Annotated in this window: 23 protein-coding genes and 1 tRNA gene; 15 read left to right on the forward strand and 9 right to left on the reverse strand. The window is 71.8% G+C overall.

Annotated elements, in window-relative coordinates; genetic code table 11:
- Positions 1-247 precede the first annotated feature (247 nt).
- From ACIBAF_RS17270 to ACIBAF_RS17285, 4 genes are read left to right on the forward strand one after another with little or no spacing between them, the layout of a single operon-like run.
- Entirely contained in the window at positions 248-700 is a 453-nt protein-coding gene (locus ACIBAF_RS17270; protein WP_399464064.1) for a hypothetical protein, read from the forward strand.
- Positions 697-1,848 (forward strand): transcriptional regulator, encoded by a 1,152-nt coding sequence (locus ACIBAF_RS17275; RefSeq protein ID WP_399464065.1) that lies wholly within the window; start codon positions 697-699, stop codon positions 1,846-1,848. Before ACIBAF_RS17270 ends, ACIBAF_RS17275 begins: the two co-directional genes overlap by 4 nt.
- Positions 1,849-1,882: 34 nt before the next feature.
- Entirely contained in the window at positions 1,883-2,410 is a 528-nt protein-coding gene (locus ACIBAF_RS17280) for a roadblock/LC7 domain-containing protein (RefSeq protein ID WP_399464066.1), read from the forward strand.
- A 21-nt stretch (positions 2,411-2,431) separates the two neighbouring features.
- On the forward strand, positions 2,432-2,806 hold the full coding sequence (locus tag ACIBAF_RS17285) for a hypothetical protein (RefSeq protein ID WP_079661820.1): 375 nt from the start codon (positions 2,432-2,434) through the stop codon (positions 2,804-2,806).
- A gap of 19 nt (positions 2,807-2,825) precedes the next feature.
- On the opposite strand, the gene ACIBAF_RS17290 is transcribed toward ACIBAF_RS17285, so the two are convergent.
- Entirely contained in the window at positions 2,826-3,410 is a 585-nt protein-coding gene (locus ACIBAF_RS17290) for a hypothetical protein (RefSeq protein ID WP_399464067.1), read from the reverse strand.
- A 137-nt stretch (positions 3,411-3,547) separates the two neighbouring features.
- Positions 3,548-4,426: a MurR/RpiR family transcriptional regulator gene (locus ACIBAF_RS17295; protein ID WP_399464068.1), complete on the reverse strand. Its 879-nt coding sequence runs from the start codon at positions 4,424-4,426 to the stop codon at positions 3,548-3,550.
- 70 nt (positions 4,427-4,496) lie between these two features.
- Here ACIBAF_RS17295 and ACIBAF_RS17300 point away from each other — a divergent pair, with 70 nt between their 5' ends.
- On the forward strand, positions 4,497-4,922 hold the full coding sequence (locus ACIBAF_RS17300; RefSeq protein WP_399464069.1) for a hypothetical protein: 426 nt from the start codon (positions 4,497-4,499) through the stop codon (positions 4,920-4,922).
- Here the strand turns inward: ACIBAF_RS17300 and ACIBAF_RS17305 are convergent.
- On the reverse strand, positions 4,891-6,459 hold the full coding sequence (locus ACIBAF_RS17305) for an aromatic amino acid ammonia-lyase (protein WP_399464070.1): 1,569 nt from the start codon (positions 6,457-6,459) through the stop codon (positions 4,891-4,893). The two genes, ACIBAF_RS17300 and ACIBAF_RS17305, sit on opposite strands and share 32 nt — an antisense overlap.
- A gap of 142 nt (positions 6,460-6,601) precedes the next feature.
- Here ACIBAF_RS17305 and ACIBAF_RS17310 point away from each other — a divergent pair, with 142 nt between their 5' ends.
- The 5 genes from ACIBAF_RS17310 to ACIBAF_RS17330 all read left to right on the forward strand — a co-directional run bounded on the left by ACIBAF_RS17310 (position 6,602) and on the right by ACIBAF_RS17330 (position 10,465).
- Positions 6,602-7,669: an ABC transporter ATP-binding protein gene (locus tag ACIBAF_RS17310; RefSeq protein WP_399464071.1), complete on the forward strand. Its 1,068-nt coding sequence runs from the start codon at positions 6,602-6,604 to the stop codon at positions 7,667-7,669.
- Complete coding sequence (locus ACIBAF_RS17315; protein ID WP_399464072.1) at positions 7,666-8,307, forward strand: ABC transporter permease; 642 nt, start codon at positions 7,666-7,668, stop codon at positions 8,305-8,307. The genes ACIBAF_RS17310 and ACIBAF_RS17315 overlap by 4 nt, the downstream gene beginning before the upstream one ends.
- Positions 8,307-8,978: an ABC transporter permease gene (locus ACIBAF_RS17320; protein WP_399464073.1), complete on the forward strand. Its 672-nt coding sequence runs from the start codon at positions 8,307-8,309 to the stop codon at positions 8,976-8,978. Before ACIBAF_RS17315 ends, ACIBAF_RS17320 begins: the two co-directional genes overlap by 1 nt.
- A 12-nt stretch (positions 8,979-8,990) precedes the next feature.
- Positions 8,991-9,923, forward strand: coding sequence for an ABC transporter substrate-binding protein (locus ACIBAF_RS17325; RefSeq protein ID WP_399464074.1), 933 nt, complete (start codon positions 8,991-8,993; stop codon positions 9,921-9,923).
- 110 nt (positions 9,924-10,033) lie between these two features.
- Complete coding sequence (locus tag ACIBAF_RS17330; protein ID WP_399464229.1) at positions 10,034-10,465, forward strand: hypothetical protein; 432 nt, start codon at positions 10,034-10,036, stop codon at positions 10,463-10,465.
- Positions 10,466-10,481: 16 nt separating this feature from the next.
- On the opposite strand, the gene ACIBAF_RS17335 is transcribed toward ACIBAF_RS17330, so the two are convergent.
- Positions 10,482-11,291 carry an SDR family oxidoreductase gene (locus tag ACIBAF_RS17335; RefSeq protein ID WP_399464075.1) on the reverse strand — a complete coding sequence of 270 codons (810 nt, stop codon included), beginning with the start codon at positions 11,289-11,291 and terminating at the stop codon, positions 10,482-10,484.
- Between the two features lie 146 nt (positions 11,292-11,437).
- On the opposite strand from ACIBAF_RS17335, the gene ACIBAF_RS17340 reads away from it, so the two are divergent.
- Positions 11,438-12,283, forward strand: a complete 846-nt coding sequence (locus ACIBAF_RS17340) for a helix-turn-helix transcriptional regulator (RefSeq protein WP_399464076.1) — start codon at positions 11,438-11,440, stop codon at positions 12,281-12,283.
- Positions 12,284-12,755: 472 nt separating this feature from the next.
- Here ACIBAF_RS17340 and ACIBAF_RS17345 read toward each other — a convergent pair whose 3' ends face one another.
- Positions 12,756-14,144 carry a cystathionine beta-synthase gene (locus ACIBAF_RS17345; protein ID WP_079661810.1) on the reverse strand — a complete coding sequence of 463 codons (1,389 nt, stop codon included), beginning with the start codon at positions 14,142-14,144 and terminating at the stop codon, positions 12,756-12,758.
- Between the two features lie 161 nt (positions 14,145-14,305).
- Between ACIBAF_RS17345 and ACIBAF_RS17350 the strand changes: the two genes are divergently transcribed.
- The 3 genes from ACIBAF_RS17350 to ACIBAF_RS17360 all read left to right on the forward strand — a co-directional run bounded on the left by ACIBAF_RS17350 (position 14,306) and on the right by ACIBAF_RS17360 (position 17,834).
- Positions 14,306-15,334, forward strand: coding sequence for an SGNH/GDSL hydrolase family protein (locus tag ACIBAF_RS17350; RefSeq protein WP_399464077.1), 1,029 nt, complete (start codon positions 14,306-14,308; stop codon positions 15,332-15,334).
- Positions 15,335-15,551: 217 nt separating this feature from the next.
- The gene (locus tag ACIBAF_RS17355; protein WP_399464078.1) at positions 15,552-16,772 is read left to right on the forward strand and encodes an acetyl-CoA C-acetyltransferase; all 1,221 of its coding nucleotides are present in this window, start codon (positions 15,552-15,554) and stop codon (positions 16,770-16,772) included.
- A gap of 270 nt (positions 16,773-17,042) precedes the next feature.
- Positions 17,043-17,834: a hypothetical protein gene (locus ACIBAF_RS17360; protein ID WP_399464079.1), complete on the forward strand. Its 792-nt coding sequence runs from the start codon at positions 17,043-17,045 to the stop codon at positions 17,832-17,834.
- Between the two features lie 54 nt (positions 17,835-17,888).
- On the opposite strand, the gene ACIBAF_RS17365 is transcribed toward ACIBAF_RS17360, so the two are convergent.
- Positions 17,889-18,200 carry a hypothetical protein gene (locus ACIBAF_RS17365; RefSeq protein WP_399464080.1) on the reverse strand — a complete coding sequence of 104 codons (312 nt, stop codon included), beginning with the start codon at positions 18,198-18,200 and terminating at the stop codon, positions 17,889-17,891.
- 104 nt (positions 18,201-18,304) lie between these two features.
- Between ACIBAF_RS17365 and ACIBAF_RS17370 the strand changes: the two genes are divergently transcribed.
- Positions 18,305-18,532, forward strand: coding sequence for a DUF4287 domain-containing protein (locus ACIBAF_RS17370; RefSeq protein ID WP_069768564.1), 228 nt, complete (start codon positions 18,305-18,307; stop codon positions 18,530-18,532).
- A 96-nt stretch (positions 18,533-18,628) separates the two neighbouring features.
- Here the strand turns inward: ACIBAF_RS17370 and ACIBAF_RS17375 are convergent, their stop codons facing one another.
- From ACIBAF_RS17375 to ACIBAF_RS17385, 3 genes are all read right to left on the reverse strand, one after another.
- Entirely contained in the window at positions 18,629-19,531 is a 903-nt protein-coding gene (locus ACIBAF_RS17375) for a Bax inhibitor-1/YccA family protein (protein WP_399464081.1), read from the reverse strand.
- A 211-nt stretch (positions 19,532-19,742) separates the two neighbouring features.
- Positions 19,743-20,936, reverse strand: coding sequence for a 4-hydroxybenzoate 3-monooxygenase (locus ACIBAF_RS17380; RefSeq protein WP_399464082.1), 1,194 nt, complete (start codon positions 20,934-20,936; stop codon positions 19,743-19,745).
- A gap of 161 nt (positions 20,937-21,097) precedes the next feature.
- A tRNA-Leu gene (locus ACIBAF_RS17385) sits at positions 21,098-21,181 on the reverse strand.
- Positions 21,182-21,255 lie beyond the last annotated feature (74 nt).

Here is a 21,255-nt window from a genome sequence, read left to right on the forward strand (position 1 = left end):
CGCGTGTCACCGCGCTCACCACCCCGGACGGGCGCGTGCGCCGTTTGCGCACGCCGAGGGCGCGGTGTTGAAGGGAGACATGGGCGTCGACACAGCCCAGAACGCGGCCCGATGCGGGGTCAGCCGACCCACCCTAGTAACCCGGAAGCATGTACCGCTGGAAAATGCCAGAAGACTCACTCCTCGCGCACACGTTGCGTAGCTTCTTCCTCACTCAGCCGAACCGCAGGCAGGAGGGGAGCCAACGGTGCCCGGAATCGACGAGTGTCTACTGGAGGCCATGCGGCTGCCCGGCGCCCGGGGCGCCGCGCTGGTCGACTGGACGAGCGGGCTGGCCCTGGGAGCGGTCGGGGAGTTCCCCGGCGGCGACCACGAGGCGGCGGCCGCCGAGGCCGCGGAGGTCGCCCGTCTCACCACGGAGCAGCGCGCCTTCACGCCCGACGGCCATGCCGCCCATGGCGGCGGGACCGAGTCCGGGACCGGAGCGGAGACGGGGTCCGGGGCCGGGGCCGGGGCCGCGGATCCACCGGTCGAGGACCTGATCATCAGCAACCGGGACAGCTATCACGTGCTCCGCTTCGTGCCGACGTCCTTCGACAGCAGTGTGTTCCTGCACGTCTGGCTGGGCCGCCCGGACGGCAATCTCGCGCTGGCCCGGATCCGGCTGGGCGAGATGGCCGGACGGCTGGTGCTGGGATGACCGCGGTGAGAACGTCCCCGCCGGGCACCACCCCGCCGCCCCGGCTGCCGGTGCGGGAGAAGTCGGCGGGGCGGGAGCGCGGCGGCGGACTGTCGCCGATGCTGACCCGGCTGGCGGCCGAGCGGGCGACCGGCGTCCTGGAGCGCGAGCGTGGCTCGCTCTATCTCGCCGAGGGCCGCGTGGTGCACGCCGAGAGCCCCCTCGCCCCCGGCCTCGACGTGCTCCTCCTGGCCCACGGCACCCTCGCCCCGGCCGTCTGGCAGGACGCGGTGGACCGGGCCGACGAGGAACACGGCGCGGCCCGTCTGCTGCTCGACGCCGGCCGGGTCCCGCGCGGGGCGCTGGAGCTGTGTCACCTGGAGGCGGTGTTCGACGCGGCGTTCTTCGCGCTCGCCCCCAGCAGCGCCCCAGGCCGGTTCCGGTACGGAGCGGGGCACTGGCTCGGCGCCCTGAGACCGGTCCCGGTCGACGCGGTCGAACGCGAGACGCTGCGCCGCCGTGAGCTGCTGCACCGGCTGTGGCCGGACCCGCTGACCGACGGGGCGCCGCTGCGGCGGGCCGAGAGCGTCGCGGCACCGGCGCCGACCGTCCGGCAGAGCGGGGTGCTGGCCCTGGTGGACGGCGTGCGCACCGCGTCGGACATAGCCCGCGAGCTGGGGCGGCAGGCCTTCCACACCCTGGTGGACGTCCGCCGCCTGGCGGCGGCGGGCCTGCTCACCGCCCTCTTCCCGCCTCCACGCCCCCACCACACGCCGACCGCACCCCTCACCCAGGCCACCCTCCAAGCCCCTCTCCAGGCCACCCTCCAAGCCCCTCTCCAAACCCACCCCCATGACCTTCCGTACGACCCTCCCCACGGTCTCCCTCACGACCCTCCCCACGGTCTCCCCCACGACCTTCCGTACGGCCTTCCCCACGGGTTTCCCCCCGCCCATCCCGAGACGCACCCCCAGACGCACCCTCGTCCCCATCCCGTGCCCCCCGCCGCTCCCTACCCCGTCTCCGCCCCCTACCCCCTCCCCGTCCCCGGTCCCGATCCCGCCCCGGACCACGACCCCGACCCCCCGCCGGGCATCACCCTGCCCCGCGTCAACGACCCCGACATCACCCTGCTGAAGAGGCTCAGGGATGCGCTGGAGGCCCTTTGAACGCCAGCGAACGCGCGCCGAGAGGAGCGAGCTGATGGCGTCCGAGCCCGAGATACTCGACGAACTGCGACGACTGCGGGCCCGGATGCCGCAGCTGACCGGTGCGCTCGCGGCCGGCGTGGACGGTCTCGTCCTCGCCCACGACACGCCCGGCGTGGAGCCGGAGGTGGTGGCCGCGCTGACCGCCGCCGCCCTCGGCGTCGCGGTGCGGATGGCGGACACGACCGGCCAGGGCGACTTCCGCGAGCTGCTCGTGCGCGGGATGTACGGCTACGTCGCCACGTACGCGGCCGGCGAGAGCGCCGTACTGACCCTGTTCGCGCAGGACCGCGTCAACGTCGGCCGGCTGCACCTGGAGGGCCGCCGGGCCGGCGCCCGGATCGGGGAGCTCGTCGACGCGCGGGAGGCGCAGGCGCGCGAGGCGCGGGCCGCACCCTCCGGGCCGCCGGCGAAGACACCCGCGAAGGCGCCCGTCCGGACGCCCGCCAAGCCCCCGACCGTACGGACCAGATCGGCGCGCGGCACGGCCACCGCCAACGCGCGCACCACCACGGAAAGTTGACAGGACCCTAGGAGCACAGTCATGGCCAATACCGAGACCTGCCTCAAAGAGGCGCTCGCCTCCATCGAGGGCGCGACCGGCGTCGCGCTCGTCGACTACACCAGCGGCATGGCGCTGGGCACGCTGGGCGGCAGCAAGACCTTCGACCTGAACGTCGCCGCCGCCGGCAACACCGACGTGGTGCGCGCCAAGATGCGCACCATGGAACACCTCGGGCTCAAGGCCCAGATCGAGGACATCCTGATCACCCTGTCCGACCAGTACCACCTGCTGCGCCTGATCAGCGGCCGCGGCGGCAACGGGCTCTTCCTCTACCTCGTCCTGGACGCCAAGCGGGCCAACCTGGCGATGGCCCGCCACCAGCTCAAGAGGATCGAGGAGGACCTGGAGGTCTAGGACCTGACGTCCTGAAAGGTCACACCAGTGCCGCGGTGCGGCGGCGGGCTCCGCCCGGGGCCGCGTCGCCGGCCGCGATGCCGGTGCTGCGGTACGCCTTGACGGTCTTGCCGCAGGGGCGTCCGCCGCGCCGGTCGAGCCAGTCGACGCGCACCCACAGCAGCGCGTCCTCGTCCCGTTCGCGCCGCCCGAGCCAGGCGGCCTTCAGCCGCAGCCCGGTCCCGCAGCCGGCGAGCAGCATGCCGCCGGCCGCGGGCGCCGCGAAGGAGCTGCCCAGCGCGGCCGCGAGGGCGAGCAGCAGCCACCAGCGGTGGCCGCGCCGCCAGGTGCGGACGGTCACCGCCCGGTCCTGGAGCACGTCGTGCTTGCCGGCCCGGGCGGCCCCGCGGCCGAGTTCCCGGTAGCGCCGTCGGCCGGTCCACGTCACCGCGGCGACGGCCACGATGAACAGCGCGGCCCCGGCCAGGACCCCGATCCGCCGTCCCGTGAGGCCGGGCGCCAGGACCCCGACCCCCGCCGCGAAAACCCCGCACCACCACAACGGCGCAGCCCCGGCCCGTACGACGACGGCCACCCGAGCCAGCCCCTGCCCTCCGCGTGCCACGTCCGTCTCCTCGTCACTCCGGCACAGTCTCGTGACCGTTCAGACTAGTGAGCGAACGTGAGACGAGTCTGAGAGTGCGCCCCAGAAGAGGGTCACGACCGAAGAGCACCGGAGCACCGGAGCACCGGCGGGCGGGTCTACTCCACGAACAGCCCCCGGGTCGCCGCCCGCGCGTCGAACTCCTCCAGCCGGGCCTGCGCGTCGGGCAGGTCGTCGCACATCGCCTCCAGCAGCACCCGCCCGAGCAGCATCGGCGCGCATGCCGTGTCGAAGGCGAGCCCGGTGCCGACGGCGGCCGGCAGCAGCAGGTCGGAGACCTTGGCGACCGGCGCGAACGCGGAGTCGGCGACCGTCACCACGCTCAGCCCGGCCTCCCTGGCATAGGCGAGGGTGTCGACGACCTCGCGCGGGTGCCGGGGCAGCGCGAAGCAGAGGAGGGCCGAGGCGCCCGCGCGGACGGCGGCGTCGATCCGGTCGTGGATCATGGTGCCGCCCTCGTTCAGCAGCCGTACGTCCGGGTGGACCTTGGCGGCGAAGTAGGCGAAGCCGTACGCCTGGGAGGCGGCGGCGCGCAGGCCGAGCACGGGGAGCGGTCGCGAGGCCGCCAGCAGCCGGCCCGCCCGCTGCACGGGCCGGGGGTCGGCGAGCAGGTCGGCGAGGTGCTTCAAGTTCTCGATCTCGGCCTCGACGGCCTGCTGGTACTCGTTGTACGAGGCCGAGCCGGCCGGCTGTTCGGCGGGGGCGACCTCGCGCAGGTGCTTGCGCAGGGCGGGGTAGCCGTCGAAGCCGAGGGCGACCGCGAAGCGGGTCACGGACGGCTGGCTGACCCCGGCGAGTTCGGCCAGCTCCACGCTGGACAGGAACGGCACGTCGGCGGCGCGGCGCACCATGCTGTGCGCGATGCGCCGTTGGGTCGGCGTCAGCCGATGCCCCTCGAAGAGGGCCTGCAGCCGGCCGGCGGGACTGTCCGGCACACCCGCGACCGACTCCACGCCCGACTCCGCAACCGACTCCACGCCCGACCCCGCACCCGCTGCCTCCGCACCAGGCTCACCCACACCGGCCCCCGCCCCCGTCGCCGTCCCGTTGCCCGTCTCCATCCCGTTCCCCGGCCCCGTCCCGGCCCCCGCCCCCGTCCCCGACTCCATCCCGTTCCCCGTCTCCATCCCGTTCCCCGGCCCCGTCCCGGCCCCCGTCCCCGTCTCCATCCCGTTCCCCGTCTCCATCCCGTTCCCCGGCCCCGTCCCGGCCCCCGCCCCCGACTCCATCCCGTTCCCCGGCCCCGTCCCGGCCCCCGCCCCCGACTCCATCCCGTTCCCCGACTCCATCCCGGCCCCCCTCCCCATCCCCGACTCCATCCCGTTCCCCGACTCCATCCCGGCCCCCCTCCCCATCCCCGACTCCATCCCGTTCCCCGTCTCCATCCCGGCCCCCCTCCCCGTCTCCATCCCGGTCCCCGGCCCCGTCCCCGTGTCGGCGCTCATGCCTCGCTCCCCCTCCAGATGTCCGTGAACCGGTCCAGCAGCAGGGCCGCCGCGCTCACGTCGTCCGTGAGCGGCCGGTCGGCCTGTTCCGCGTCGAGCACCGCCTCGGCCAGTTCCAGCGCCCGCCCGGCCAAAAGCCCCGGCTCGGGCCGCAGTTCGCGCTGACGCAGCGCCCGTACGGCGGCGACGAGTTCGCAGCCGACGACGAGACGGTACGCGGCACAGGCGCGCAGTGTCTGCCGGGCGGCGAGCGAGGCGAAGCTGGCCTGTTCCTCGACGCCTCGGGAGAGTACAGCGTGGCCGAGCGACGCGGGCGCGGAGAAGGCCCGCAGGTCACCGAGGGCGGCCGCGGCGGCGTACTCGAGGATCATCACGCCGGAGGAGGCGGGCTCGGGGTCGGCGAGGAAGGGGCGCAGCCGGGTGTAGGCGGGTTCGTTGAGGGTCGAGAGGCGGGATGTGGACAGCCTCGCCACCTGGGTCAGCGCCAGCCTGAAGTGGTCCAGGGCGAGGGCGAGTTGGGCCTGGTAGAAGCCGCCGTGGTGGTAGGCGGCCAGGTCCTCGGGGGAGATGAGCGGGTTCTCGGCGGCCGCGTTGATCTCGATGGCGATCACCTCCTCCAGGGCGTCGGCTGCGTCGTGCGCGGGGCCGTGGATCTGGGGCAGGCAGCGGAAGCCGTACGGGTCCTGGATGCGGCCCAGCGGTGGGGTGGGCCGGTCCTCGGCGCCGATCAACTCCCGCATGCGGCGGGCGACTTCGGCGGAGCCGCGGTGCGGTCGGGCGGCGTGCACGGGGGCGGCGTACGCCTCGTGCGAGCCGTCCACGGCGAGCAGGGAGAGCGCGGCGACGACCGCGGTGGCCTCCAGGAGTCCGCGCAGTTCGTGCAGGGCGAGCGCGGACTGGCCGAGGGTGAGGGCGTTGCTGCTGATGAGTGCGAGGGCGTCGTTGTTGTCGAGCTGCTGCGGCTCGGGGGCGCCGTCGCCGCGCCAGGGGTGCTCCCCGACCAGCGCCAGTCCGAGCTGGGCGAGCGCCGCCAGGTCCCCGGTGCCCACCGAGCCGAACTCGTTGACGACCGGGTGGGCCCCGCTCTCCAGTGCTTCGCACAGCGCCGTGACGACGCTGGGCCGCAGGCCCGCGCCGCCGGCGAGCAGCTGGTTGGCGCGGACCGCGAGCATGGCCCGGACCTGCCGGGCGGGCAGTTCCTCGCCGATGGCGCCGGCGTGGCTGCGCAGCAGGCGCAGTCCGTGTTCCGCGGCGGCCTCGGTGGGCACGTCCTCGTTCCGGTTGGCGCCGACGCCGGTGGAGCGGCCGTAGACGCGGCCGGTGGCGGCGATCTGGCGGGCGGCGTCCCAGGACTCGGTCATCCGCTTGGTCGCTTCGGTGCCGGGGACGGGCCGCGCGGTCCCGTCGGCGAGGCGCGCGACGTCCGCGACGCCGAGGGCGATCCCGTCGAGGACGACGAGACCGGAACCGGGTCCATGGCCGAACCCATGGCCGAACCCATGGCCGAACCCACGGCCGGACCCATCGCCGGACCCATGAGCGGCGTCCACGATCCGAGATGACATAAGGCCACAAACTCCCCTCGATCCGGACACCTGATCTTGCCTGCCGGTCATCCGTTACCTCGGATTAACACCGAACCGTTGACAAGTTATTCACCTACGGAGAACTCTGCATGACGTTATACAGCCGGGCAAGGGACATCTCATGATCCAGTTCGACGCGGTCCACAAGCGCTTCCCCAACGGCACGACAGCAGTCCACGATCTCTCCCTCCACATGCCGGAGGGCGGCGTGACCGTGCTGGTCGGTTCCTCCGGTTGCGGCAAGACGACCACCCTGCGAATGATCAACCGGATGGTCGACCCGACCTCCGGAACCATCGAGGTCGGCGGCAAGGACGTCACCCGCCAGGACGCGGCCGAACTGCGCCGCTCCATCGGGTACGTCATCCAGCAGTCGGGCCTCTTCCCGCACCGCACGGTGCTGGACAACATCGCCACCGTGCCGCTGCTGCTCGGCCACGGCCGCCGCAAGGCGCGCGCCCGCGCCGCCGAGCTGCTGGAGACCGTCGGTCTGGCCGCCGACGCCGGCAAGCGCTACCCGCACCAGCTCTCCGGCGGCCAGCAGCAGCGTGTGGGTGTGGCCCGCGCGCTCGCCGCCGACCCGCCGGTGCTCCTGATGGACGAGCCCTTCGGCGCGGTCGACCCGGTGGTGCGCACCCAGCTCCAGGACGAACTGCTCAGACTCCAGAAGGAGTTGAGCAAGACCATCGTCTTCGTCACGCACGACATCGACGAGGCCGTCCGGCTCGGCGACCAGATCGCCGTGTTCCGCACCGGCGGCCACCTGGTCCAGTGCGCCGCGCCCGCCGAACTCCTCGCCCGCCCCGCCGACGACTTCGTGGCCGACTTCCTCGGCGCCGAGCGCGGTCTGAAGCTGCTCTCGCTGACGACCCTCGCGGACGTCCCCCAGGGCCCGGCGCCCGAGGGCGGCGCCTGGGCCCTCGCCCTCGACGAGGCCCGCAGGCCGCTGCACTGGACGTCCAAGGAGGCCGAGGTGCCCGTCCGCCCCCTGAAGGACGCCGACTCCCTCCTCGCGGCGCTCGACGAGTCGGTCGCCTCCCCCGCCGGACTGGTCGCCCGCGTCGACGCCGACGGCGTCCTCACCGGCGTCACCTCCCGCGACGACATCCACACCCACGCGGGCCGGGCGCACACCGCGGCCCGCGCCCACACGGACACAGCCCACACGGACACGCAGGTGGTCGCATGACCATCGACTGGTCCTGGATATCCAGCCACACCGACGACCTGACCACCCTCACGATCTCCCACCTCCAGGCCGCCCTGACCGCCGTCTTCCTCGGCCTGCTGATCAGCCTCCCGCTCGCGGTGCTCGCCCACCGCGTCCGCCCCCTGCGCGGCTTCCTGCTCGGCCTGTCGAACGTGCTCTTCACGATCCCCTCGATCGCGATCTTCGTGCTGCTGCTGCCGGTCAGCGGCCTGACCCGCACCACGACCGTGATCGGCCTGACCGTCTACACCCTGGTCGTGCTGCTGCGGAACACGGTCGAGGGCCTCGACTCGGTGCCCGCGAAGACCAAGGAGGCGGCCAAGGCGATGGGCGCGCGCCCGCTGCGCACGCTGCTCACCGTCGAGTTCCCGCTCGCGCTCCCCGTGATCATGGCGGGCGTCCGCATCGCGACGGTCATGTCGATCTCCCTGGTCTCCGTCGCCACCTACATCGGAGACGGCGGCCTCGGCCAGCTCTTCACCGACGGCTTCCAGCGCAACTTCCCGACCCCGGTGATCGCCGGCGTGGTCCTGACGATTCTCCTCGCGGTCGTCGCGGACGCGGCGCTGGTCGGCGTCCAGTACCTCCTCACCCCGTGGAAGAGGCGGCGAGCCTGATGTACGAACTGTTCAAGAACCTCGGCAGCTGGCTGACCAGCGGCGCCCAGTGGTCCGGCTCGGACGGCATCGCCCACCGCCTCGCCGAGCACCTCCAGTACTCGCTGCTGGCGACCCTCATCGCGGCCGTGATCGGGCTCCCCCTCGGTCTGCTGATCGGCCACACCGGCAAGGGCGCGTTCCTCGCGATCAACCTGGCCTCCTTCGGCCGCGCTCTGCCGACCGTCGGCCTGGTCGTGCTGGTCTTCCTGGCCGGCGGCCTGTCGATGCTGCCGGTCTACGTCGCGCTGGTCGCCCTCGCGGTCCCGTCGATCGTCACCAACACCTACGCGGGCATGACGGCCGTCGACCCGGACGTGAAGGACGCGGCGCGCGGCCAGGGCATGCGCGGCCACCAGGTCCTGCTCCAGGTGGAGCTGCCGCTCGCCCTCCCCCTGATCATGACCGGCCTGCGCCTCGCGCTCATCCAGGTCGTGGCCACGGCCACGATCGCCGCGTACGTCTCCTTCGGCGGCCTCGGCCGCTACGTCTTCGACGGCCTCGCCCAGCGCGACCTCGTCCAGGTGCTCGGCGGCGCGGTCCTGGTCGCCGCCGTCGCCATCGCCCTGGACTTGGCGCTCTCCGGCCTGCAGCGCCTCCTCTTCCGTCACCGCCCCGCCCAGACCGCCTAGGGAAACAGCGAAATGAACCGACGCACGATCCTCGGCGGCCTGTTCGCGGCCGCGACCGTCCCCGCCCTGACCGCCTGCGCCAGCGGCATCACCTCCCTCGACAACGGCGGCGCCGCCTCCGGTGGCGGCGGCTCCAGCAAGGACGGGGTCACCATCGGCACCGCCAACTTCACCGAGAACCAGGTGCTGGGCTACCTCTACGCGGCCGTCCTGGAACAGGCCGGGGTGAAGGTGAAGGTCCGCCCCAACCTCGGCACCCGCGAGATCGTGATCCCCGCGCTCAGGGGCGGCGACATCGACCTGCTCCCCGAGTACCAGGGCGCCCTGCTCAACTACCTCGACCCGAAGGCCACGGCCGCCGAGGAGGGCGCGATGCAGAACGCCCTCACCCTCGCCCTGCCCAGCGGCCTGCAGGTGCTGCCGTACGGCACGGCCGAGGACTCCGACGCGTTCGTCGTCACCCGCGAGACGGCGAAGAAGTACGGCCTGACCTCCCTCGCCGACCTGAAGAAGCAGAACGGCAAGCTGGTCATCGGCGCGGCCCCCGAGGTCAAGAAGCGTCAGGTGGGCGCGGTCGGGCTGAAGGACGTGTACGGCGTCGAGTTCAAGGAGTTCAAGTCGCTGGACTCCGACGGTCCGCTGGTCAAGGGCGCCCTGAAGAAGGGCGACGTGGACGTGGCGAACCTCTTCACCACCGACACCGACATCGAGGCCAACGACTGGGTGGTGCTGGCCGACCCCGAGAACCTGATCCCGAGCCAGCACATCGTGCCGCTGATCGCCGACCGCAAGGCCGACGACACCGTCCGCAAGGCCCTCGCGCGGCTCGGCAACGTCCTCACCACCGAGCAGCTCACCGAGCTCAACCGCCAGGTGGACAAGGACAAGAAGGACCCGGAGGACGTGGCGAACACGTATGCGAAGCAGCACGGTCTGGCGAAGTGAGCCGGACGTGACCCGCCTGCGGACCCGACCCCGCAGTGGGGGGCTATCCCCAGTGCGGCAGGCGTCCCGGCTCCCTAATCTTGGTGTCCATGACGGGATGGGAGACGGCCATGGACGCGCGGGACACGGACCTGAAGAAGGAACTCGACGCCACCTTGCAGACACGCAGGGAGCTGGGCGAGGAGTACGAGTCCGCGCTGGTGGACTCGTTCCTGGAGAAGGTCGACCAGCGCATCGACAGTGCGGTGGAGCGCCGGGTGCGCAGGCAGATGGCCGAGCAGCAGATGGTGGCCGCGCGGGGCTCCCGGGCGCCGAAGCCCACCGACTCCTGGGGCGAGCGCTTCGGGTTCGCCATCGTCTCTCTGATCCTGGCGATCCCGCTGTCGGCGATCGGCGGCGCCTTCGCGAACTTCCCGGGCGTGCTCGCCACCTGGGTCGGCATCGTCGGCGTGAACTTCCTCCAGGCCGCCCGCACCAACCCCGAGCTGCTCTCCGGCCGGCGGCGCCGTTCCGCCGGCAAGGGCGACGACTGGAAGGACTGAGCCGTCGGGCGAGGGCTCACGCCTGCCGGGTCGGCAGCACCATGATCTGCCGCAGGTTGACGTGCCGGGGGCGGCTGGTCGCATAGGCGACGACGTCGGCGATCTCCGCCGAGGACAGCGCGCCGATCGCGTCGAGCATGCCGTCCAGCTGCCCGGCCAGCTCGTCGTTGTCGAGGTGCGTCGCCAGCTCGGTCTCGGTCAGCCCCGGCTCGACGTTGGTGACCCGCACGTCCCGGGGCCCGAACTCGGTGCGCAGGGACTGCGAGAGATAGGTGACGGCGGCCTTCGTCGCGCCGTACACCGCGTAGTTGGGGAAGGTGATGTGCGCGCCGATGGACGACACGTTCACCAGGTCGGCGCTGCGGCCCTCGGCGGCGGCGCCCACCAGGTCGCCGGTGAAGGCGCGGATCACCCGCAGCACCCCGGTGACGTTGGTGTCGAGCATCCGCTGCCACTCGTCCATCCGGCCGGCCTCGACCGGGTTCGGCAGCATCACGCCGGCGTTGTTGACGACCAGGTCGACGGTCCCGTAGGCCTCCCGGATCCGGCCTACGGCCGCGGCCACCGACGCGTCGTCGGTGACGTCGGCGACGACCGCGAGGGCCTCGCCGCCGTCGGCGCGGATCTTCTCGACGACCGCCTCCAGCCGGTCCCCGCGCCGGGCCAGCAGCGCGACCCGGCCCCCCGAGGCGGCGAGCAGCACGGCCACCGCCTCCCCGATCCCACTGGCGGCGCCGGTGACGACGGCGGTACGACCGGCAAGGCTCGCGTACTGGTTGCCGTTCTGGTTGCCGTTCTGGTTGCCGTTCTGGTTCTCGTACGACATCTGTTGCTCCTGGGAGGGTGAGCCGGGGCGTCTCCCCGGCGACGCACACCACTCTCACCGCCGGCCACGGCCCTACCCAGGGATGAGCTTTTCCTGGGTCTGCCAGTACCAGGTTGGGATCGAGGCCCTCCTCTACGATCGAACCCATGGACGGGGACCTTGGAGACTTTCTGCGCTCACGTCGTGCTCGCATCCAGCCGGAGGAGGTCGGACTGCCCTCGCACGGCCGCCGCCGCGTCCCCGGCCTGCGGCGCGAGGAGGTGGCCCAGCTCGCCGGCGTGAGCGTCGACTACTACATCCGCCTGGAACAGGGCCGCGGCCCGAGCGTCAGCGACACGGTCCTGGACGCCGTGGCCCGCGTCCTGCGCCTGGACGACACGGAGTGCGCCTACCTGCACGCCGTCGCGCGTCCCCGCAAGCCGTCCGAGCGCAGCGCCGCGCCCCGCGTGCGCGCGGGCGTGCAGCTGCTGCTCGACAGCATGGAGCGCACCCCGGCGTTCGTCCTGGACGTCCGGATGGACGTGCTGGCGTGGAACGCTCTCGCCGACGCCGTCTTCGGCTACAGCCGGACCTCGCCGGACGGCCGCAACATCCCGCGGCACGTCTTCCTCGACCCCGCCTCCCGCGACTTCTACCCGGAGTGGTCCGCGGTGGCCGTCCAGTGCGTCGCGCATCTGCGCATGCAGGCGGGCCACCACCAGGACGACCGCCGACTGACCTCGCTCGTCGGCGAACTCTCCCTGAAGAGCGAGGACTTCCGCCGCATGTGGGCCGACCACCCGGTCCGGGAGTGCGCCTACGGCGTGAAACGCATCCAGCACCCGGTAGCGGGCCCGCTGACCTTCCCCTACGAAACCCTGACCATCACAGAGGACCCGAACCAGTCCCTCCTGGTCTACACCCCCCAGCCGGGCTCGGACACCGCGGAACGCCTGGCACTGCTGGGCAGCTGGACGACGTCACCCGCCCCCGAAGCCACGAAACGCACCTGAGACGTCGGCACAGTCGGGGAAGTCGGCGCGGTCGGGGAAGTCCGCAGAGTCGGCGCAGTCCAACCGCGGTGCGTGCCGCGGATCTTCTCATTCGTGCGCGCGGCGAAAGGCGCCGGAGAAAGCTTTCGCGGGGACCGCCGCACCCCCGATACCGGGGGGCGGGACGACGGCGGTCCCCGCGAGGGACGCGGGCCGGGTCAGGCCGGGCTGCGCGTCCGTGGCGTCGGTGGAGGTCCGGGAGCCGCTCCGGAGGTCCGTGACGCCGTTTTGGTGTCGGCGGGGCGGGGAGCCGCTCCCGCCTGCCGACATCCACAAATATGCAGGACGCGTGTTAAGCGAGTGCTGCGCGGACGTGACGCGCTCGTACCACTTCCGCGAAGTCCACTGTTTCGGTAGACAAACGGAAGTTCCCCGCCCGAAGGGGCCGTTCACCGGAGGTTTCCCGGAGGTTCCGGCTCCCGGCCCCCGGAAGTTACTTCCCGCCCTTGGCCAGGAAGGCGAGCAGGTCCTGGCGGCTGACGACCCCGGTGGGCTTGCCCTCGACGAGGACGATCGCCGCGTCGGCGCTGCCGAGCACCGACATCAGGTCGCCGACCGGCTCCCCGGAGCCGACCTGCGGCAGCGGGGCCGACATGTGCTTCTCCAGGGGGTCGGACAGGGAGGCCCGCTGGGTGAACAGCGCGTCGAGCAGCTCGCGCTCGACGACCGAGCCCACGACCTCCGCCGCCATGACGTCGGGGTGACCGGCGCCCGGCTTCACGATCGGCATCTGCGAGACGCCGTACTCGCGCAGCACCTCGATGGCCTGGCCGACGGTCTCGTCCGGGTGCATGTGGACGAGGGACGGGATGGAGCCGTGCGCCTTGTCGTTGAGGACGTCGGCGACGCGGGCGCTGGGACCCTCGTCCTCCAGGAAGCCGTAGTCCGCCATCCACTCGTCGTTGAAGATCTTGGAGAGGTAGCCGCGACCGCTGTCGGGGAGCAGGACCACCACGACGTCGTCCGGGCCGAGCCGCTCGGCGACCCGCAGCGCGGCGACCACGGCCATCCCGCAGGAGCCGCCGACCAGCAGCCCCTCCTCCTTGGCGAGCCGGCGGGTCATCTGGAAGGAGTCCTTGTCGGACACCGCGACGATCTCGTCGGCGACGGTCCGGTCGTAGGCGGTCGGCCAGAAGTCCTCGCCGACGCCCTCGACGAGGTACGGCCGCCCGGACCCGCCGGAGTACACAGAGCCCTCGGGGTCGGCGCCGACGACCTGCACCCGGCCCTCACTGGCGTCCTTCAGGTAGCGGCCGGTGCCGGAGATGGTGCCGCCGGTGCCGACGCCCGCCACGAAGTGGGTGATCCTGCCCTCCGTCTGCTCCCACAGCTCGGGGCCGGTGGAGTGGTAGTGGGAGAGGGGGTTGTTCGCGTTGGAGTACTGGTCGGGCTTCCACGCGCCCGGCGTCTCACGCACCAGCCGGTCGGAGACGTTGTAGTACGAGTCCGGGTGCTCCGGGTCCACGGCGGTCGGACAGACGACGACCTCGGCGCCGTATGCCCGCAGCACGTTGATCTTGTCCGTGGACACCTTGTCGGGGCACACGAAGATGCACTTGTACCCCTTCTGCTGCGCCACGATGGCCAGCCCGACCCCGGTGTTCCCGCTGGTGGGCTCGACGATCGTGCCGCCCGGCTTGAGCTCCCCGCTCTGCTCGGCGGCCTCGATCATGCGCAGGGCGATGCGGTCCTTCACGGAACCGCCCGGGTTGAAGTACTCCACCTTGGCCAGGACGGTGGCCTGGATGCCCTTGGTCACGCTGTTGAGCTTCACCAGCGGGGTGTTGCCGACGAGGCTGATCATCGAGTCGTGGAATCGCACCGTTGTCTCCGGTTGCTTGCAAAAACTGTGGTCGTAGTGGTGAAGCCAGCCTACGGGCCAGGTCGCGGCCGGGGCGGCAGGTTCACTCCTGGTGGAGATTGGGCGACGGTCCGTACGGGGCAAGGAGTGGGTGTACGGACACGAGGAGGTGGCGTCGAGGCATGACGAGCATGTCGAGGGCGAGAGTGGCCCGGCGCATCGCGGCCGGCGCGGCCTACGGCGGCGGCGGCATCGGGCTGGCCGGGGCGGCGGCGGTCGGACTGGTACTGGCGGAGGTGCATCTGGCGCGCCGCCAGGTCAACAACGGGGCGCATCCGCACGTCCCGCAGGCGGACGGCCGCTACGGCCACGCCTACGACGCCCCCGGCCCCGGCAAGGAACCCCTGCTGCTGACGCTGCTGGGCGACTCCACGGCGGCGGGCCAGGGCGTGAACCGCTCCGGACAGACCCCGGGCGCCCTGCTGGCCTCCGGTCTGGCAGCGGTCGCGGAACGCCCCGTGGAACTGCGCAACGTGGCGCTCCCGGGCGCCCAGTCCGACGATCTGGACCGGCAGGTGGCGCTGGTCCTCGGGAACTCCGATCGGGTGCCCGACATCTGCGTGATCATGATCGGCGCGAACGACGTCACCCACCGCATGCCGCCCACCCGCTCGGTCCGTCACCTGTCCGCCGCGGTACGGCGGCTGCGCACGGCCGGCGCGGAGGTCGTCGTCGGCACCTGCCCCGACCTGGGCACGATCGAGCCGGTCCAGCAGCCCCTGCGCTGGCTGGCCCGCCGGGCGTCCCGCCAGCTGGCGGCGGCCCAGACGATCGGCACGGTCGAGCAGGGCGGGCGCACGGTGTCGCTGGGCGACCTGCTGGGCCCCGAGTTCGAGGCGAACCCGCGCGAGCTGTTCGGTCCCGATCACTACCACCCGTCGGCGGAGGGGTACGCCACGGCGGCGATGGCGGTGCTGCCCACGGTCTGCGCGGCCCTCGGCCTGTGGCCGGCGGAGGAGGAGCGCCCGGACGTCTCCCGCCGCGAGGGTTTCCTGCCGGTGGCCCGAGCAGCGGCGGAAGCGGCGTCGGAGGCGGGCACGGAAGTCACCGCGGCGATGCCGACGGGGCCACGGGGCCCGTGGGCCCTGCTGAAGCGGCGCAGGCGCAGGAAGGTCTCGGAGGCGGAGCAGATCAGTCCGTCCGGCGTGTGAGGACGAGGCCCTTCAGGCCGATGGGGGTCTGGGGCACAGCCCCCGGGCCGGGGCGCCGCCCCACCCGCACATCTGCCGCCCCACCGCCCGAGACCCAAGCAAGCGCTTAGAAAGTGCGGTCAGGGTCACACCGCAACCCACGTGACCCAAGCCATACGGCCCGGTAACTTCCCAAGCAGCCGTGTCCGTACGGAACCCTTTCGCCAATGGAGCCGTGATGCCCGAAGCCGTCATCGTCTCGACCGCCCGCTCGCCCATCGGCCGCGCTTTCAAGGGCTCCCTGAAGGACCTGCGCCCGGACGACCTCACCGCCACGATCATCCAGGCGGCCCTCGCCAAGGTCCCCGAGCTCGACCCGAGGGACATCGACGACCTGATGCTCGGCTGCGGTCTGCCCGGCGGCGAGCAGGGCAACAACCTGGGCCGCATCGTGGCCGTCCAGATGGGGATGGACCACCTCCCCGGCTGCACGGTCACCCGCTACTGCTCCTCCTCGCTCCAGACCAGCCGCATGGCGCTGCACGCCATCAAGGCCGGCGAGGGCGACGTCTTCATCTCGGCGGGCGTCGAGATGGTGTCCCGGTTCACCAAGGGCAACTCCGACAGCCTCCCGGACACGCGCAACCCGTTCTTCGCCGAGGCCGAGGCCCGCACGGCAGCGGTCGCCGAGCAGGAGGGCACCTCCTGGCACGACCCGCGCGAGGACGGCCTCGTCCCGGACGCCTACATCGCGATGGGGCAGACCGCCGAGAACCTGGCCCGCTCCAAGGGCGTGACCCGCCAGGACATGGACGAGTTCGGCGTCCGCTCCCAGAACCTCGCCGAGGAAGCCATCAAGAACGGCTTCTGGGAGCGCGAGATCACCCCCGTCACCCTTCCCGACGGCACGGTCGTCTCCAAGGACGACGGTCCGCGCGCCGGGGTCACCCTGGAGGGCGTCCAGGGCCTGAAGCCGGTGTTCCGCCCGGACGGGCTGGTCACCGCCGGCAACTGCTGCCCGCTGAACGACGGCGCCGCCGCGGTCGTCATCATGAGCGACACCAAGGCCCGCGAGCTCGGCCTGACCCCGCTCGCCCGCATCGTGTCGACCGGCGTCTCCGGCCTCTCCCCCGAGATCATGGGCCTCGGCCCGGTGGACGCGAGCAACCAGGCGCTGCGTCGCGCCGGCCTCACCATCGACGACATCGACCTGGTCGAGATCAACGAGGCGTTCGCCGCGCAGGTGATCCCCTCCTACCGCGACCTCGGCATCGACCTCGACAAGCTGAACGTCAACGGCGGCGCCATCGCCGTCGGCCACCCCTTCGGCATGACGGGCGCCCGCATCACCGGCACGCTCATCAACTCGCTCCAGTTCCACGACAAGCAGTTCGGCCTGGAGACGATGTGCGTCGGCGGCGGCCAGGGCATGGCGATGGTCATCGAGCGCCTCAGCTGAACCTCTCGGTGACCGTGAGGGCACCGACGGTGAGTTGACGGCCCGGAGTCCGGAATGCACCTGGACTCCGGGCCGTTTTGTGATCCAATCTCCCCCAGGATGTGACCTATCTCCCTCCCGGAGGGATTTACGCAGCTCAGCGCGGTTCAGCACCAAACCTCAGGCCCAAAGTCCTGTCCGTTTCGTGACGTTACGCACTGACAGCTGGATAGTCCACCCTTCAAGCTGATGTAGGAAGTCGGGGGTCGACTTTGAACCGGGAGTACGTCAGTGAGCGCCATGCCGATCGCCTTGTTGGTCACCACGGCCGCCACGGGCGCCGTGGGCGTCGCCGTCCTGCGCACCCTCTTGCAGCTGCGCCGACAGGTCGCCGCCCTGCACACCCAGCTCGCCGAGAACCACGCCGCGGAGCTGCGCGGCCGGGTTCCGGCCGCCCGCACGACCGCCGACACGGCTGAGATACGCGCCGCGGTGGCCGAGGCGCTCGCGGAGGAGCGGGAGCGGGAGCTGGCCGAGGCGCGTGCCTTCTGGGCCGCCCAGGAGGCGCGTGACGCCTCCGACGCCCCCTCCCTGCTGGGCCTGCCGGACAGCGAGCTGTTCCTGCCCCGACAGAGCGACTTCGTGGGCCTGGAGCCCCTGGAGCCGGTGACCGAGCCGGCTCCGGACGCCGACGAGTTCGCCGGGGACTCCCCCGAACTGGCCGCGGCCCGCCGCCGCCACCCGTCCCACCCGGACTTCGTGCCGGTGCAGTCACCGATGGTCAACGACCACGAACGCACCGTCGCCACCCTCGAGGAACTGGCCGCGTCCCGCATCGAGCTGACCGACGTCCGCCCGGGCCCGCTCGGCACCCTCGACGTCTACGTCTTCGCCGACGGCACGACCCTGTGCATGACCCCGGGCCACCGCGAGACGGCGGAACGTCTCGCCACGGCCCTCACGGCCGGCGAAAGCCCGTTCCTGCTGGGCGGCTCGGGCATCTCGGGCGCCTACACCCTGACCTTCGCGTGCGGCGAGGAGAACGTCTACATCCTGGCGGACCGGGTCATAGCGAGCCTCTAGAGGCTCCGCTCCGGCAGCGCGAAGACCCGCACCCGCGCGCCCCCCGCACCGCGCTCACACCCCGGCCCGCTTCTGCGCCTCCTGCACCAACCGCACGGCCTCGACCACCTGGCCCTCGTCCGAGAGGACGAGGGCCAAATCGTGCACGGCCACGGTGATTTGATCGGCGGCCGCGAACATCCCGGCGTCGGGCATCTCCCGGGGCTCCACCCCGGGGTCCTCGATGCGCTGCGCCCAGGCGGCCAACTCCCGGGCCAGTCCCAGCGCCTGCGCGGCAGCGCTTCTCTGCAGCCGGCTCTGCGGAGCGGCACGCAGACGATCGGCGAAGTGATCCACCGCACGGGTCAGGGACGTCGTATCCACCACGCCGCGAGACTACGCGTCCGACCGGGACTGTTGCCAACAGGCGAACACTCAGGCACCGTGACCTGAAGGACCGGCTTACATCCCCTTTGCAACCGGAGGCGCCGATGTCCCATGTCCTCTCCGAGGAGACCCACCGCAACATACTGGCCCGCATCCCCCACTGCACCGGTCGTGAAGTCTCCGACTGGCTGCGCACCGTCGACGAAGGCCCCGCTCTCCGCTTCGAGGAGAAGGTCAGCTGGCTGCGCGCCGAGCACAACCTCGCGTACGGCCACGCCAAGGCGATCATCCACGAGTACGACCTGAGGAGGGCCGCGCGCAAACTGCTCTAGCGCGCACACGTCACGTCACACCACGGCCATGGCGAAGGGCCCCGGGATCGGAAATCCCGGGGCCCTTCGTGCTGTCTCGCGCTGCCGCTCGGCGGGTCAGTCGCTGTTCAGGATCGACAGGAGCCGCAGGAACTCCATGTAGATCCACACCAGCGTCATGGTGAGGCCGAAGGCGGCGAGCCAGGCCTCCTCGCGCGGGGCGCCGTACGCGACGCCGTCCTCGACCTGCTTGAAGTCCAGGGCGAGGAAGCAGGCGCCGAGGATGATGCCGATGACGCCGAACACGACGCCCAGGGCGCCGCTGCGGAAGCCGAGGCCGTCACCGCCGCCGAACACCGAGAACAGCAGGTTCACGACCATCAGCAGGACGAAACCGAGCGCGGCGGCCATCACGAAGCCGTAGAAGCGGCGGTTGACGCGGATCCAGCCCGCCTTGTACGCCACGAGCACACCGGCGAAGACCGCCATCGTGCCCAGCACCGCCTGGGCGACCACGCCGTCCGCGATGTACGTGGACACCGCGCTGGAGATCACACCGAGGAAGACGCCCTCGAAGGCGGCGTACGACAGGATCAGCGCGGGCGCCGGGCGGCGCTTGAACGACTGGACGAAGGCCAGCACCATCGCGACCAGGGCGGCGGCGATGCCGATGCCGTACGACTTGCCGAGGTTGGCCTCGTCGACGGGCAGCAGCAGCCAGGCCAGCACCGCGGTGACGACCACGGTGCCGAGCGTGGTCGCGGTGCGCGCGACGACGTCGTCCATGGTCATCCGGCCGGTGGCGGCCGGGGCCTGCGGCGGTGCGCCCTGCTGCAGGCCCTGCTGGGCGTAAGGGTTCTGCGCGTAGGGGTTGCCCGCCTGCTGGGCGTACGGATCGCCCTGCGCGTACGGGTTGGCCTGCGTGCCGCCAGCGGGTCCCCCGGCCTGTGCGTTGAAGCCCGCGTAGCCGTTGTCGCGGCTGAACCCCCGTCGCGAGAAGACCGGGTTTCTGCTCTGCATTTCACTCCTCCATGGCCACAGTGCGTCGCCTTGGGCTCAAGGGTAATAGGTAGGCAAAGGATTGACCCTAGTGCTTGAGGAGGATCTTTCCCTCTTGTGCTGCGCAACACGCTACGCGGCAGCGTGATTCCCGGCACGGGAGGCCCTCATTCATGACCAACCTGCTACCTGTCCGGAACCAGTCGGAGACCGGCCGACACGTCACGTCCGATCACCCGAACGGGAACCCGGTGTACGCCTCGGCCAGGTCGGTCTCGGCGGCGCGGGAGGAGGCGATCCGCTCCAGGCGGGCGAGCTGGAGGCGCGCCTCGAAGGGGGTGGCGTCGGGGGCGGGGTGCAGCAGGGTCGTCATGTCGTAGGAGAACCGCTCGGCCTGCCAGACACGCCGCAGGCAGGTCTCGGAGTAGCCGTCGAGGAGGTCGGAGGAGCCCGTCTCCCGCTGGTGGGTCAGCGCCCGCGCGAACGTGACGACGTCCCCGACGGCGAGGTTCAACCCCTTCGCGCCGGTCGGCGGCACGATGTGGGCCGCGTCCCCGGCGAGGAAGAGCCGGCCGTGCCGCATGGGCTCGTGGACGTAGGAGCGCATCGGGGTGACCGACTTCTGGGTGATCGGGCCGCGCTCCAGCTTCCAGTCGTCGTCCGTCTCGAAACGGCGCTCCAGCTCGTCCCAGATCTCGTCGTCGCCCCAGGTCTCGGCGTCCGTGCCCTCGGGCACCTGGAGGTAGAGGCGGGAGACGGACGGCGAGCGCATGGACAGGAGCGCGAAGCCGCGGTCGTGGCGGGCGTAGACCAGCTCGTCGTGGGAGGGCGGCACATCGGCGAGGATGCCGAGCCAGCCGAAGGGGTACGTCCGTTCGAACACACGGGTCAGCTCGGCCGGGATCGCCTTCCGTGAGACGCCCCAGAAGCCGTCGCAGCCGACGACGTACTCACACTCCAGGATTTCCTCGACGCCTTCGGAGCCCTCGGCGCCGCCGCGGCGGAAGCGGATGCGCGGGCAGTCGGTGTCGGCGCCTTCGACGGCCAGGGCCTCCGTCTCGAACAGCAGCGGGCCGCCCTCCGCCAACTGGAGGGCGATGAGGTCCTTGCAGACCTCGGTCTGGGCGTAGACCATCACCGAGCGGCCCCCGGTGAGGGCGGGGAAGTCGACGCGATGGCGCTGCCGTGCGAACCGCAGCTCTATGCCGTCGTGGCGCAGCCCCACCCGGTCCATGCGCTCCCCGGCGCCGGCCGCGCGCAGCACGTCCACCGTGCCCTGCTCCAGGATCCCGGCGCGCTGCCGGTGCTCGACGTAGGCCCGGTCGCGGCTCTCCAGCACGACGGAGTCGATGCCGGCGTTGTGGAGCAGACGGGCGAGGAGGAGGCCGGCGGGGCCGGCGCCGACGATGCCGACGGTCGTGCGCATCGGGCGTTCCCTTCGGAGTGCTGTTCGCTGATCGCTGTTCGCATAGTGAAGTTTTCTTCACTGACTTTCGATGTGAGTCTGCGCCCCCGCACCACGGGTGTCAACGGTCGAGGCGGTCAATACCTCAAGGGAGGATGCAGCGATCGACGAGGCGTCGGAAGTGCCCAGAGCCGGACTTGAACCGGCACGCCCGCGAAGGGGCAGCGAGGTTTAAGCTCGCCGTGTCTGCATTCCACCATCTGGGCAGGCCGAGGGCTCCGCTTGAGCTTCCGACCCTATCGGGATCCGTCCCCCGAACAGCGGACGGGCAGACCCGATG

The sequence above is a fragment of the Streptomyces sp. NPDC051677 genome, from assembly GCF_044453465.1.
Classification (GTDB): Bacteria; Actinomycetota; Actinomycetes; order Streptomycetales; family Streptomycetaceae; genus Streptomyces.